Source organism: Streptomyces sp. MH60 (assembly GCF_002939385.1).
Lineage (GTDB): Bacteria > Actinomycetota > Actinomycetes > Streptomycetales > Streptomycetaceae > Streptomyces.
The window spans coordinates 1-12604 of the sequence record NZ_MULI01000024.1; the positions used below are offsets into that span (position 1 = coordinate 1).

The 12604-nt window shown below is 73.6% G+C and carries 13 protein-coding genes and 1 pseudogene; 6 read left to right on the forward strand and 8 right to left on the reverse strand.

Going from position 1 to position 12604, the window contains the following annotated elements; all coding sequences use genetic code 11:
* From BZZ08_RS39180 to BZZ08_RS17130, 3 genes and pseudogenes are all read right to left on the reverse strand, one after another.
* Window positions 1-246 (reverse strand): annotated as a pseudogene (locus BZZ08_RS39180) (hypothetical protein); the annotation flags it as partial.
* A gap of 103 nt (window positions 247-349) precedes the next feature.
* Window positions 350-862, reverse strand: coding sequence for a DinB family protein (locus BZZ08_RS17125; RefSeq protein ID WP_104633100.1), 513 nt, complete (start codon window positions 860-862; stop codon window positions 350-352).
* Window positions 863-905: 43 nt separating this feature from the next.
* Window positions 906-1526 (reverse strand): TetR/AcrR family transcriptional regulator, encoded by a 621-nt coding sequence (locus BZZ08_RS17130; RefSeq protein WP_104633101.1) that lies wholly within the window; start codon window positions 1524-1526, stop codon window positions 906-908.
* Window positions 1527-1627: 101 nt separating this feature from the next.
* Here BZZ08_RS17130 and BZZ08_RS17135 point away from each other — a divergent pair, with 101 nt between their 5' ends.
* Entirely contained in the window at window positions 1628-2818 is a 1191-nt protein-coding gene (locus BZZ08_RS17135; RefSeq protein WP_104633102.1) for an FAD-dependent monooxygenase, read from the forward strand.
* A gap of 13 nt (window positions 2819-2831) precedes the next feature.
* Window positions 2832-3737, forward strand: a complete 906-nt coding sequence (locus tag BZZ08_RS17140; RefSeq protein WP_104633103.1) for a Gfo/Idh/MocA family protein — start codon at window positions 2832-2834, stop codon at window positions 3735-3737.
* Here BZZ08_RS17140 and lnt read toward each other — a convergent pair.
* Window positions 3661-5235 (reverse strand): apolipoprotein N-acyltransferase, encoded by a 1575-nt coding sequence (gene lnt / locus BZZ08_RS17145; RefSeq protein ID WP_104633104.1) that lies wholly within the window; start codon window positions 5233-5235, stop codon window positions 3661-3663. The genes BZZ08_RS17140 and lnt overlap by 77 nt on opposite strands.
* Before the next feature lie 180 nt (window positions 5236-5415).
* On the opposite strand from lnt, the gene BZZ08_RS17150 reads away from it, so the two are divergent.
* On the forward strand, window positions 5416-6156 hold the full coding sequence (locus tag BZZ08_RS17150; protein WP_104633105.1) for an SDR family oxidoreductase: 741 nt from the start codon (window positions 5416-5418) through the stop codon (window positions 6154-6156).
* Between the two features lie 59 nt (window positions 6157-6215).
* Here the strand turns inward: BZZ08_RS17150 and BZZ08_RS17155 are convergent, their stop codons facing one another.
* The 3 genes from BZZ08_RS17155 to BZZ08_RS17165 form a co-directional block, all read right to left on the reverse strand.
* Window positions 6216-6395 (reverse strand): hypothetical protein, encoded by a 180-nt coding sequence (locus BZZ08_RS17155; protein WP_104633106.1) that lies wholly within the window; start codon window positions 6393-6395, stop codon window positions 6216-6218.
* Between the two features lie 63 nt (window positions 6396-6458).
* The gene (locus BZZ08_RS17160) at window positions 6459-7334 is read right to left on the reverse strand and encodes an undecaprenyl-diphosphate phosphatase (protein ID WP_104633107.1); all 876 of its coding nucleotides are present in this window, start codon (window positions 7332-7334) and stop codon (window positions 6459-6461) included.
* Window positions 7335-7633: 299 nt separating this feature from the next.
* Complete coding sequence (locus tag BZZ08_RS17165; RefSeq protein ID WP_104633108.1) at window positions 7634-8410, reverse strand: TVP38/TMEM64 family protein; 777 nt, start codon at window positions 8408-8410, stop codon at window positions 7634-7636.
* A 49-nt stretch (window positions 8411-8459) separates the two neighbouring features.
* Here BZZ08_RS17165 and BZZ08_RS17170 point away from each other — a divergent pair, with 49 nt between their 5' ends.
* The 3 genes from BZZ08_RS17170 (at window position 8460) to BZZ08_RS17180 (ending at window position 11510) form a co-directional block, all read left to right on the forward strand.
* Window positions 8460-9182: a DNA alkylation repair protein gene (locus BZZ08_RS17170; protein ID WP_104633109.1), complete on the forward strand. Its 723-nt coding sequence runs from the start codon at window positions 8460-8462 to the stop codon at window positions 9180-9182.
* A gap of 275 nt (window positions 9183-9457) precedes the next feature.
* Window positions 9458-10639, forward strand: a complete 1182-nt coding sequence (gene tuf / locus BZZ08_RS17175) for an elongation factor Tu (protein WP_104633110.1) — start codon at window positions 9458-9460, stop codon at window positions 10637-10639.
* A 25-nt stretch (window positions 10640-10664) separates the two neighbouring features.
* Window positions 10665-11510 (forward strand): spermidine synthase, encoded by an 846-nt coding sequence (locus tag BZZ08_RS17180; protein ID WP_104633111.1) that lies wholly within the window; start codon window positions 10665-10667, stop codon window positions 11508-11510.
* A gap of 30 nt (window positions 11511-11540) precedes the next feature.
* Here the strand turns inward: BZZ08_RS17180 and BZZ08_RS17185 are convergent, their stop codons facing one another.
* On the reverse strand, window positions 11541-12563 hold the full coding sequence (locus BZZ08_RS17185; protein ID WP_104633112.1) for a hypothetical protein: 1023 nt from the start codon (window positions 12561-12563) through the stop codon (window positions 11541-11543).
* Window positions 12564-12604: the final 41 nt, after the last annotated feature.

Here is a 12604-nt window from a genome sequence, read left to right on the forward strand (position 1 = left end):
GCGCGGTTCCCCGCCGGCGCGCTCCGGGCTCGGAGAGGGGCCGATCATCTCCAGCGCCTCCCGGGCCGGGGCCTGGACGACCCGGGGCTCGGCCGGGCCGTCCGGGCGCGGCGCGGACGAGCGGGCCCCGCCCGCCGACGGGTCGGCCGCGGCCGGACCCCTGACCGTCGTACAGCCGGTCAGGGCCGAGACAGCCACGGTCACCAGAAGCGTTGCGGTGGTCGTCGTTCGATGCACCCGCGCCACTCTGCTGGTTCGGGCGCCCCGGCCGGCGCCGGACGGGCGGAGGTTGCCCCGCACGGGTGATCTCCGGCCCCGTACGGAGGCCCGTGGGCGCCCGGGGGTGACGTCAGTCGCCCGTGGCTCCGTCCAGCCGCTCGCGGAGAAGGTCCGCGTGTCCGTTGTGGCGGGCGTACTCCTCGATCATGTGGGTGTGGATCCAGCGCAGGGTGTAGCGCTCGCCGGTGCGCAGGTGCTTGCCCCGGGTCGGTTCGTCCAGGGGGACGCCGGCCGCGTTCCGGCGGGCCGCCTCGATCTCGGCCTGCCAGGTGGCGTGGGCCTGAGCGAAGGTGTCCGCCTCGGTGAGCCGGAACTCGCCGTCCGGATCCTCGTCGGAGTAGTAGATCGGGCCCGCGTCCTCGGCCGCCAGCACCCTGCGGTACCAGCTGCGCTCCACCTCCGCCATGTGCCGGACGAGTCCCATCAGGGACAGCGTCGACGGTGCCACGGCGGCCGTCCTCAACTGCTCGTCGGTGAGTCCCTCGCACTTCCAGGCGAGGGTCTGCCGGTGGTACTCGAGCCAGCCCTCCAGCATCGCGCGTTCGTCGGCGTCGACGGGGGGTTCACGGCGTTCGGTCGTCATCCCGGCATCCTCGCCCAGAACGGGCCGGTCCCACCAGGGGGTTTCAGCTGTCCGGCCCGCCGCCCAGCATGCCGTCCAGGAGCTCCCGCAGCCCCGACCGCACCTCCTGGAGGCTCGGCACCTCGGCGTGGAAGGTCCCGGCCACGCAGCTGAACATCAGGCCGTCCGCCCAGGCGACCAGCGAGAGCACGTGCCGGGCCGGTTCGGCCGAGCCCATCGCGGTGACGAGGGCGCCCAGCTGCTCCCGGAAGCGGGCGCCCGCCGTGTCGAAGTGCGCCCGCAGCTCGGGGCGGCGGGTGGCCTCCAGCGCCAGTTCGTACCGGGCCAGCGTCAGCGCGCGGTTGCGGGTCAGGGCGCGGTGTGTCGCCAGCGCCAGCGCGTCCACCAGGGCGTCGAGGCCGGCGCGCGGGTCCGGCATCTCGTGCAGCGCCAGCACCCGGGCCTCCCGGTCGGCCAGCCGCCGCACCGCCAGCTCCAGCAGCGCCTGCCGGGTCCGCGCGACGTTGGAGGTGGAGCCCTGGGGGAGCGCGGCCGTCTCGTCGACCGCCCGGTGCGTGAGCCCGCGCATCCCGCGCTCGGCGAGCAGGGCCAGGGCGGCGTCGGCGACCAGGTCGGCGCGGGAGGCGCCCGCCGAGGGTCCGGGGGACGCGGTGTGTGCGGACATGGAGATCAACCTACCCGGCTCACTACGGCTGTAGTACAGTCGACGGCGAGTGCTACTACACCTGTAGTGAGCCATGCGTCGAGGAAGTGCCGAGGAGAGTCATGACCCGCACGAAGACGGCCGTCGTGATCGGCGGCGGCATCGGCGGCCTGACCGCGGCGGCCGCCCTGCACCAGAGCGGCCTGCGGGTCACCGTCCTGGAGCGGGCACCCTCGCTCCGGCCGATCGGCGCGGCCATCTCGCTGTCGCCCAACGCCCTGCGCGCCCTGGACGTGATCGGACTCGGCGAGGAGATCCGCGACCTCGCCGCCTGGCAGGGCGACGGGGGACTGCGCACCCCCGGCGGCCGCTGGCTCTCCCGGACCAGCGCCGAGGCCGCCGCGGCACGCTTCGGCGGTCCGCTGGTGCTGCTGCACCGGTCCACCCTCGTCGAGCGCCTCGCCGCGCTGCTGCCGCCGGACGCCGTCCGCACGGCCGCCGACGCGATGGTCGCCGACCCCGGGAACCGCGACCGTCCGGCGACGGTCCGCACGCCGGACGGCGAACTGGAGGCCGACCTGGTCGTCGCGGCCGACGGCATCCACTCCGTCGCGCGCCGCGCGCTCTTCCCGGACCACCCGGGGCCCGTCTACTCCGGCTTCACCACCTGGCGGATCGTGATCCCGGTCCCCGGCGCCGAGTTCGCCTCCCACGAGACCTGGGGCCGGGGCCGCATCTGGGGCACGCACCCGCTGGGGGACGGCCGGGTCTACGCCTACGCCGCCGCCGTCACCCCGGCCGGCGGACACGCGGCCGACGAGAAGGCCGAACTGCTGCACCGCTACGGCGACTGGCACCATCCCGTCCCCGCCGTCCTCGCGGCCGCCCGCCCCGAGGACGTCCTGCGCCACGACGTGCACCACCTCGCCGAACCGCTGCCGGCCTACCACCGCGGCCGGGTCGCCCTCCTCGGGGACGCCGCGCACGCCATGCCGCCCAACCTCGGCCAGGGCGGCAACCAGGCCATCGAGGACGCCATCGTGCTCGCCCACCACAGCCAGGACCTCGCCGCCTACACGGCCGCCCGGCTGCCCCGCACCACCGCGATCGCCCGGCGGGCCGTCAAGGTCGCCCGCCTCAACCTGATGGGCAACCGCGCCGGGACCGCGGTCCGCGACGCCGCGATCCTCGCCCTGTCCAAGGCCGGACCCGCCCTGTTCCTGCGCGGCTTCGACGGCATCGCCGACTGGCGGCCACCGCAGCCCCCGTATGCTTCCCGGCGGACCCAGGTCGGCGAGCGTTACGAGCGTTAGAGGAGTACATCCCGTGAAGGTCGGCTGCATCGGACTCGGCGACATCGCGCAGAAGGCCTACCTGCCGGTGCTCGCCGCCCTCCCCGGGATCGAACCGCACCTGCAGACCCGCACCCCCGCCACCCTCACCCGGGTCGCGGACCGGCTGCGCATCCCGCCGGCGCAGCGCCACGCCGACCTCGACGCGCTCCTCGCCCAGGGACTGGACGCCGCCTTCGTGCACGCGCCGACCGCCGCCCACCCCGAGATCGTGACCCGGCTCCTCGAAGCCGGCGTCCCCACCTACGTCGACAAGCCCCTCGCCTACGAACTCGCCGACTCCGCACGCCTGGTGACCCTCGCCGAGGAGCGCGGCACCAGCCTCGCCGTCGGCTTCAACCGGCGCCACGCCCCCGGGTACGCGCAGTGCGCCGAGCACCCGCGCGAGCTGATCCTCATGCAGAAGAACCGCACCGGACTGCCCGAGGACCCGCGCACGATGATCCTCGACGACTTCATCCACGTCGTCGACACCCTGAGGTTCCTGGTGCCGGGACCGGTCGACGACGTGACCGTGCGCGCCCGTGCCGAGGACGGCCTGCTCCACCACGTGGTGCTCCAGCTCGCCGGGGACGGCTTCACCGCGCTCGGTGTGATGAACCGGCTCAGCGGCTCGGCGGAGGAGATCCTGGAGGTCTCCGGCCAGGACACCAAGCGCCAGGTGGTCAACCTCGCCGAGGTGATCGACCACAAGGGCCAGCCCACCGTGCGGCGGCGCGGCGACTGGGTCCCCGTGGCCCGTCAGCGCGGCATCGAGCAGGCGGTGCTCGCCTTCCTCGACGCGGTGCGCTCCGGCAAGGTGCTCAGCGCCCGGGACGCGCTGGAGACCCATGAGCTGTGCGAGCGCGTGGTGCGGGCCGTGCTCGACCGCTCCGCCTGAGCCGCACCGTCCGTACACCCTCGGCGGCGCCCCAGGCCGCGAGGGTGAGCAGCGCCGCGTACACCGTCCAGTCGCCGTAGCGGACGTACGGCGTGGTGCCGTGGGTGAGGGGGATCTCGTACACCCGCGAGGTGCTCGCGTCGGTGCCGAGCCAGGAGCCGATCCGCGCGCCGTTCGCGTCGTAGACGGCGGAGACGCCGGTCAGCGTCGCGTGCACCATCGGCCGGCCGGTCTCGGCGGCACGCAGCGCGGCCAGCGAGGCGTGCTGCTCGGGTGCCCAGGTGTGCTGGAAGGTCGAGGTCGAGGACTGGGCGACCAGCACCTCGGCACCGTCGGCGACGAGACTGCGGCTCATGTCGGGGAACGCGCTCTCGAAGCAGACCATCGGCCCGATCCGCAGGCCGTCGCCGACGTCCATCACCACCTGCTCGGTGCCCTGCCTGCGGTCCTCGCCCGCCGCCTTGCCCACGGAGGTGGCCCAGCCGAGCACCGAGCGGAACGGCACGTACTCCCCGAAGGGAACGAGCCGCATCTTGTCGTACCGGTCGCCGGTCGGGCCCTGGGGGCCGACGAGCACCGAACTCTTGTAGATGCCGGGTTTGTCGGAGCGCCGCGCGTCCACGTTGACCAGGATGTCCGCGCCGGTCTCCCGGGACAGCGCGGCGAGCCGCCGGGCGAGGTCCGGCCGGTCGTCCAGGTCGAATCCGACGCTGCTCTCGCCCCAGACGATCAGGTCGAGGTCCCGGTCCGTGAGCCGCCGGGTCAGCTGCTCCTCGCGGTCGAACCGCCGGTCGGCGCTGTCCGCCCCGGCGACGACGCCCGGCTGCACCACGGCGATCGCGGCCCGCTCGTCGGTGTCGGGGCGCGGCGACCAGACCCAGGCCGCCGAGGTGGCCGCGGCCGTGGCGAGGAGCCCCGCCAGGGCCGGCACCCTCGCCCGGCGCACGGCGACGAGGACGGCGAGCGCGACGTTGACGGCCACGACCAGGAAGCTGAGCAGCCACACGCCGCCCACCGAGGCCAGCCGCAGCGCCGGAGCCACCTGCCACTGGCTGGCGCCGAGCATCCCCCAGGGACCGCCGAGCCCCTGCCAGGAGCGGACCAGCTCCGCCAGCAGCCAGCCCGACGGCAGCACCACCAGGGCCGCCGCGACCCGGCCGGCGGACGGCGCCCCGCCCAGCGTCCGGCGCACCAGCCAGCCCCACGGGACCCACAGCGCGCCGAGCAGCGCGGCGATGACGAACGTGAACACGTGCAGGTTCGGCAGCAGCCAGTGGTGCATGGCCAGCACGAACCCGAACCCGCCGCACCACCCGTCGTACGCCGCGCGCCTGCCGCCCGGCGCGGTCCGGGCCAGCAGGATCCAGGGGACCAGCGCGAACCAGGCCCACCACCACAGGGCCGGGCCCGGGAAGGCGAGCACGGGCAGGGCCCCGGCGAGCACGGCGACGGCCGAGCGCCGCCACGGGGAGGCGAGCCAGTGGTCGAGCGTCTTCATGGGCTCCTCTCTACCGATGATCCCTACCCGGTGATCCCTACAGTGTGCGCACGCGACGGGGTGCGAATTCAGTTGATCACACCGAAGTCCGTGTCCGTCAGTCCGTCACCCCGAAGCCTGTCCAGCGCCTGAGGCCTCACCTAGGATGATCGATGATCGATCAAAGCCTGGAGGTAGCTCATGACACGGCCCATCACGGTGGTCACCGGCGGCAGCAGGGGGATCGGGGCGGCGACCTGTCTGCGCCTGGCGGCGGACGGCCACGACGTCGTCGTGGGCTACGCGCGAGACTCCGCGGCCGCCGAAACGGTCGTGTCGGGGGTGCGCGACGCGGGCGGCCGCGGGGTCGCGGTGCGCGCGGACACGTCCGTGGAGGCCGACGTCGAGCGGCTCTTCGACGTGGCGGAGGAGCGGCTGGGCCCGGTCACGGGGCTGGTGAACAACGCGGCCGTGACCGGCCCGCTGGGGCGGCTCGCCGACAGCGACACCGCCGATCTGCGCCGGGTCCTCGACGTCAACCTGCTGGGCGTGCTGCTGTGCGCCCGGCGGGCGGCGCGGCTGATGACGCCGCGCGGGAGCGGTGCGATCGTGAACGTGTCGTCGGGCGCCGCGACCCTCGGCAGCCCGGGGGAGTACGTGCACTACGCGGCGAGCAAGGCGGGCGTCGACGCGCTGACGCTGGGCCTGGCCAAGGAGCTCGGCCCGGACGGGGTCCGGGTCAACGCCGTCGCACCCGGGGTGATCGACACCGAGATGCACGCGGCGGCGGGCGACGCCGGGCGGGCGGAGCGGATGGGGGCGGCGGTGCCGCTGGGGCGCGCGGGCCGGGCGGAGGAGATCGCCGCGGCGATCTCCTGGCTGCTGTCACCCCAGGCGTCGTACACGACGGGGACCGTGCTCCGGGTGGCGGGCGGGCGCTGACGGGGCCAAGGGGGCGGGGCGGGGGCCGGGCGGTGGGGCGGCGTGGGGTGGTCCGCCGCTCAGGCCGCCTCGATGACCTGGCCGCGGATCGCGGTCGCCCACTCGACCACCAGCAGCTCGTACTCCACACGCTCCTGCGCGGACAGGGTCCCGCCCGCACGCCGCCACAGGGCGCGGATCTGCTCGTTCAGTTCCGCGGCGGACCGCACGGAACCAGGGGTCACGTAATCGGGGGACATGCGGACAAGCCTAGGGGCAAGCACTGACACTGCGCTACCGCACGGCTACACAAGCGGATCGTCTCAGCCGGAGGACTCCGCGGCGTGCGGGCTGAGGGCACCCGTCGCGACCAGGGCGATGATGACGATGCCGAGCGCGATGCGGTACCAGACGAACGGCATGAAGCTCTTGGTGGAGATGAACTTCATGAACCAGGCGATGACCACGTACCCGGTGGCGAAGGCGATGACCGTGGCGAAGAGCGTCGGTCCCCAGGAGACGTGGTCGCTCTCCATCGCGTCCTTCAGCTCGAAGACGCCGGAGGCGAGCACCGCCGGGATCGCGAGCAGGAACGAGTACCGCGCGGCGGCCTCGCGCCGGTAGCCCATGAAGAGGCCGCCGCTGATGGTCGCGCCGGAGCGGGAGACGCCGGGGATGAGGGCCGCCGCCTGGCACAGGCCGTAGATCAGGCCGTCCCGCACGCCCAGGTTCTCCAGTTCCTTGCGCTGCTGCGGCGCGCGGTGCCGGCCGCCCTTCTCGTCCCGGGCGGCCATCCGGTCGGCGATGCCGATGACGACGCCGACGACGATCAGCATCGTCGCGGTGATCCGCAGGTCGCGGAAGGGGCCCTCGATCTGGTCCTTCAGCGTCAGGCCGAGCACACCGATCGGGATCGAGCCGACGATCACCAGCCAGCCCATGCGCGCGTCGGGGTTGTGCCGCATCGACTTGTCGGTGAGCGAGCGGGTCCACGCCGCGATGATCCGCCCGATGTCCTTGCGGAAGTAGATGAGCACCGCGGCCTCGGTGCCGATCTGGGTGATCGCCGTGAAGGCCGCGCCCGGGTCGTGCCAGCCGGAGAACGCCGCGGTCAGCCGCAGGTGCGCGCTGGAGGAAACGGGGAGGAACTCGGTCAGTCCCTGGACGAGTCCGAGGACGAGGGATTCAAACCAAGACATGGAGTTACGTCAGTCCAAGCGGCGATCGGGGAACGGCGAGAAACGGTCGGCGGACACGCCGAACCGTCGCGTGCGGTGATCGGGACCTGGCGTGCCGAGGGGCAGCGTAGCGCCCCGAAATGAACCCGGGACGACGGGGGTGAGCAGGCCCCTGCGCCACCGCGGGGCCCGGCACCGTCCAGCCGGGGACGCCACGAGCGTCATCAGGACCGACCCGCTGCCGATGCCCACCGGCGTCGTGCCGGCCCGGCGGCAGGAGACCGGCGCCGACCGGATCCCGGAAGCGGTGCAACGCCCCGTCAGTGCCCGCGCAGCCGGTGCCGCTTGCGCCAGGCCACCACCACGCCCGCGAGGCCCGGCAGGGCGATGCAGGCCAGCGCGATCAGGAAGGCGGGAGAGGTCGGCGTCGAGGCGCGGGCGCCCGCGACGACGTAGGCGGCGGTGTTGGGGATCGAGCCGAGCCCCGTCGCCAGCAGGAAGGGCAGCAGGCCCATCCGGGACACGGCGGCGCAGTAGTTGGCGGCGGCAAACGGCACCCCGGGGAACAGCCGCGCCGCCAGCATCGAGCGGAAGCCGTGCCGGCTGAGCTGCCCGTCCGCGGCCTTGAGCCACTTGCCCCGCAGCAGCGGCCGCAGTGCCTCCTGGCCGAGTACCCGGCCCAGACAGAAGGCGATCCCGGCGCCGAGCACCGTCCCCGCCAGCGCGGAGGCCAGCCCCAGCTGCGAGCCGAACAGGGCGCCGGCCGCCAGGTTGAGCAGCGGGCGCGGCACGAAGGCGACCGTGCACAGTCCGTACGCCACCGCGTACGCGAGGGCCGCCGCCGCACCCCCGAGCTGCGGCGGCCAGCCGTCGGTCAGCAACTGCTGCGGCTGGAAGAGCACCACAGTCGTCGCGGCCGAGGCCAGCAGGGCGACGAGCAGGGAGAGCCGCGACCACGGCGACAGCAGCACTCTCGTCACACGTGCGGCGAAGCCGGCCGGCGCGACCGGTCCGGCGGCGGTGGCGACGGCGAGTTCGGCGGCGGCCCGGGGAGAGACCGTGGCGGTGCCCCCAGAGCGGGTGGTGGCATCGAGCATCCGGTGACACTAACCGACACATGTGTGTGATCGCCGTATGGTGCGTCTCATGAGCGTCACAGCCCGGCCGATTCCGGACGCGCCGCACAGCGCCCTCGCCGACACGGTACTGGAGCGGCTCATCGTCGAGTACCCCGCCGCGGCCGACGCCGGGCGGGCCGCCGGGCAGCGGGCGTACATGAAGGACGTGGCCCCGTTCCTGGGCCTGACCTCGCCCGTTCGCCGCTCGCTGTCCCGCACGGTGCTGGCGGGCGTGCCCCGCCCGGACGAGTCGGACTGCGCCGCGGTCGCGCTGCGCTGCTGGCGGCTGCCCGAGCGCGAGTACCACTACTTCGCCGTCGACTACCTGCGCCGGTATGTGACGCACTGCTCGTCCGGTTTCCTGCCCGTGGCCCGGTATCTGCTCACCACGGTCCCCTGGTGGGACACCGTCGACCTGCTCGCCGCGCATGTCGTCGGGGGCCTGGTCGCCGCCGACCGCGGCCTCACGGCCGACATGGACGCCTGGATCGGGGACGAGGACCTCTGGCTGGTCCGCGCGGCGCTCCTCCACCAGTTGCGCTACAGGGAACGCACCGACACCGACCGCCTCTTCGGCTACTGCGTGCGCCGGTCGGACCACGGCGACTTCTTCGTCCGCAAGGCCGTCGGCTGGTGCCTGCGCGAGTACGCCAAGACCGATCCGGACGCCGTGCGCGCCTTCGTGGCCGAGCACCGGACCGGCCTCGCACCGCTGTCCGTCCGCGAGGCGCTGCGGACCATCGGCCCGTAGCGCGTCCGACGGCGGGACGTCGAACTCCCGTTCCGGTAAAAACCATTCGACGCGGGACGAAGCGTCGGCAATGATCGGCGTCATGTTCCGGTACGCCTTCCACCTCGCAGCATCCGCGGTCGCGGATGCCCCGAAGGCTGCCGTCGCCCACTTCACCGCCGCAGTCGACGGCGCCCGAAGCTGACCCTCCCCGGATCGTCCGGCGGACCCCGCAGGGGGAGGGTCGGCCGGCCCCAGGGGTCCCCACCACCGCCACGAGGCTTCGAGGTACCGCCATGTCCAAGACGGCGTACGTCCGCACCAAACCGCATCTGAACATCGGCACGATGGGCCATGTCGACCACGGCAAGACCACCCTGACCGCCGCCATCACCAAGGTCCTCGCCGAGCGCGGGGCCGGCACGTTCGTGCCCTTCGACCGCATCGACCGTGCCCCGGAGGAGGCGGCGCGCGGCATCACCATCAACATCGCGCACGTCGAGTACGAGACCGACACCCGGCACTACGCGCACGTCGACATGCCCGGCCACGCCGACTACGTCAAGAACATGGTCACCGGCGCCGCCCAGCTCGACGGGGCCATCCTCGTCGTCTCGGCGCTGGACGGGATCATGCCGCAGACCGCCGAACACGTGCTGCTCGCCCGGCAGGTGGGCGTCGACCACATCGTGGTCGCGCTCAACAAGGCCGACGCCGCCGAGGACGGCGAGGACACGGTGCTGACCGACCTGGTCGAGCTGGAGGTCCGCGAACTGCTCAGCGCGCACGGCTACGGCGGCGACGCCGTGCCCGTCGTACGGGTCTCGGGGCTCAAGGCCCTGGAGGGCGACCCGCGGTGGACGGCGTCCGTCGAGGCGCTGCTCGACGCCGTGGACACGTACGTGCCCATGCCCGAGCGGTACCTGGACGCGCCGTTCCTGCTGCCGGTGGAGAACGTGCTCACCATCACCGGCCGCGGCACCGTCGTCACCGGCGCCGTCGAGCGCGGCACCGTGCGCGTCGGCGACCGGGTCGAGGTGCTCGGCGCGTCCGTCGAGACGGTCGTCACCGGCCTGGAGACCTTCGGCAAGCCGATGGAGGAGGCGCAGGCCGGGGACAACGTGGCGCTGCTGCTGCGCGGAGTCGCCCGCGACACCGTGCGCCGTGGACACGTGGTCGCCGCACCCGGCAGCGTGGTGCCCGCGCGCCGCTTCACCGCGCGGGTGTACGTGCTGTCGACGCGCGAGGGCGGCCGCTCCACGCCGCTGACCACCGGCTACCGGCCGCAGTTCTACCTCCGCACCGCGGACGTGGTCGGCGACGTGGACCTCGGCGAGGTGGCCGTCGCCCGGCCCGGGGACACCGTCACCATGACGGTCGAGCTGGGGCGGGACGTGCCCCTGGAGACGGGGCTCGGCTTCGCGATCCGCGAGGGCGGCCGCACCGTGGGGGCGGGGACCGTGACCGCCGTCGGATGAGACCGGTGCTTGGCACAATGGGCAGGTGAACGAAGCCATACCCGTCAGCCGCGTCACCGACCACGGCACCGCCAAGCTCATGCCCGACGTCGACCGGGAACGGGCCTGGCTGCTCACCGTCGACGGGGCGCCGCAGTCGTACGTCGACCTGGACGAGCCGGCGCACCTGGAGTTCGAGTACACGCGCCGGCTCGGCCACGTTCTGGACACGGCCGCCGAGCCGGGGCGTGCGCTGGACGTCCTGCACCTGGGCGGCGGCGCGTTCACCCTGCCTCGGTACGTGGCCGCGACCCGGCCCGGCTCGCGGCAGCACGTCGTGGAGGCCGACCGGGGGCTCCTCGACCTGGTCGCCGAGCACCTTCCGCTGCCACCGGACGCGGGCGTCACCGCGCACGGCGCCGATGCCCGCGCCTGGCTCGCGGCCGCGCCCGCGGACTCGGCCGACGTGCTGGTCGCCGACGTCTTCGGCGGCTCACGGGTGCCCGCGCACCTGACGTCCGTCGGCTACGTGCGCGAGGCGGCCCGCGTCCTGCGCGCCGACGGCGTGTACGTCGCCAACCTGGCCGACGGGGCGCCGTTCGGCTTCCTGCGCGGCCAACTGGCCGGATTCGCGGCCTTCTTCCAGGAACTGGCGCTGATCGCCGAACCGGGCGTGCTGCGCGGGCGCCGCTTCGGCAACGCGGTGCTGGTCGCCGCGCACCGGCCGCTGGACACCGCGGCCCTGGCCCGGCGCACCGCCGCCGACGCCTTCCCGGCCAGGGTCGAGCACGGGCCCGCCCTGCGGGACTTCGTCGGCGACGCCCGTCCGGTGCGCGACGAGGACGCCGTACCGTCGCCCGAGCCGCCCGCCGGGGCGTTCGGCATCGGCTGAGCGACGTACGAGCCCCGTGGGACGGGGGCGCTACGACTCGGTCGGCGGTTCCTCGGTGAGGCGCACGGTGCTGAGGATCTTCTGGATCGTCGCCTCGGGGACCTCGTCCTTGACGCCCTTGGCGCCGTACAGGTTCCAGGTGACGAAGTCGCCCGCGCTGTTCTTGAACGCGAAGGTGATCGCCTTGCCCTCGGTGTCGCACTTGCCCTTCTTGGGAGCGCCCTCCGAGTGCGCCGTGATGACACTCCCCTTGATGCCCGACGCGGTGGTGTACGCCTTCGGCTTGCCGTACTTCACGCTCTTCTTGTCCGGCTCGGTGAAACCGCCGTAGATCCACCACGGCACCCGCGTCTCGGCCGCCTGGTCGGTGGTCTTGGCGCCGCTCTCGCCCCGGGTGCCCATGGTGGCGAGGGCGGTGCTCTCCTTGCGGCCGTCCTTGTTCTCGTCGGTCGTGCACCACTCGGACTTCAGGTAGGCCGGGGCGGTGACGGTGGTGCGGTCGGTCTTGCCGTCCTCCTCCCACTCGAAGCCGACGCTGGTGTCGGTGCTGTCGATCTCCCAGTCCGCGGGCACGTCGAACATGGTGCCGAAGCGCGGATTGGCGACGACCTTCCAGCCGTCGACGGTCGCCTTCGCGCCCTCGCCCCCGCGCGGGTTCTCGTCGGAGCCCGACGCGCTCGGGTCGGCGGTGGGGGACTCGGACTTCTCCGCGGTCGGGCTCGCGGACGTCTTCTTGTCCTTGCCGTCGTCCGCCTGGTCGTCCTTGTCACCGCCGAGCACCAGGAACCCGGTGACGCCCGCGGCCACCACCACGGCGAGGGACGCGACGATCGCGACCAGCTTCGTCCGGTTGCCGCCACCGCCACCGCCGCCCGTCGCAGGCTGCGGAACGGTGGCCGGCTGCGGCGTGCTCCACTGCTGCTGCCCGTACGCCCCGGGCTGCTGCTGGTAGCCGGGCTGCTGATACGGATTCGGCTGCTGGTACCCCGGCTGCTGGTACGGATTGTTCTGCGGGTTCTGCTCGCCCCCGGGCGGCTGCTGTCCTGGCCACATGAGCAGTCACCCTAATGCCGCCCAGGACACGATTCGGTCAC

Excerpts from the sequence above, each read along its gene's own strand:
- BZZ08_RS17165 (WP_104633108.1), bottom strand. The coding sequence starts at position 8,410 with ATGCTCGATGCCACCACCCGCTCTGGGGGCACCGCCACGGTCTCTCCC.
- BZZ08_RS17160 (WP_104633107.1), bottom strand. The coding sequence starts at position 7,334 with ATGTCTTGGTTTGAATCCCTCGTCCTCGGACTCGTCCAGGGACTGACC.
- lnt (WP_104633104.1), bottom strand. The coding sequence starts at position 5,235 with ATGAAGACGCTCGACCACTGGCTCGCCTCCCCGTGGCGGCGCTCGGCC.
- BZZ08_RS17135 (WP_104633102.1), top strand. The coding sequence starts at position 1,628 with ATGACCCGCACGAAGACGGCCGTCGTGATCGGCGGCGGCATCGGCGGC.
- BZZ08_RS17155 (WP_104633106.1), bottom strand. The coding sequence starts at position 6,395 with ATGTCCCCCGATTACGTGACCCCTGGTTCCGTGCGGTCCGCCGCGGAA.
- BZZ08_RS17185 (WP_104633112.1), bottom strand. The coding sequence starts at position 12,563 with ATGTGGCCAGGACAGCAGCCGCCCGGGGGCGAGCAGAACCCGCAGAAC.
- BZZ08_RS17125 (WP_104633100.1), bottom strand. The coding sequence starts at position 862 with ATGACGACCGAACGCCGTGAACCCCCCGTCGACGCCGACGAACGCGCG.
- BZZ08_RS17150 (WP_104633105.1), top strand. The coding sequence starts at position 5,416 with ATGACACGGCCCATCACGGTGGTCACCGGCGGCAGCAGGGGGATCGGG.
- BZZ08_RS17170 (WP_104633109.1), top strand. The coding sequence starts at position 8,460 with ATGAGCGTCACAGCCCGGCCGATTCCGGACGCGCCGCACAGCGCCCTC.
- tuf (WP_104633110.1), top strand. The coding sequence starts at position 9,458 with ATGTCCAAGACGGCGTACGTCCGCACCAAACCGCATCTGAACATCGGC.
- BZZ08_RS17130 (WP_104633101.1), bottom strand. The coding sequence starts at position 1,526 with ATGTCCGCACACACCGCGTCCCCCGGACCCTCGGCGGGCGCCTCCCGC.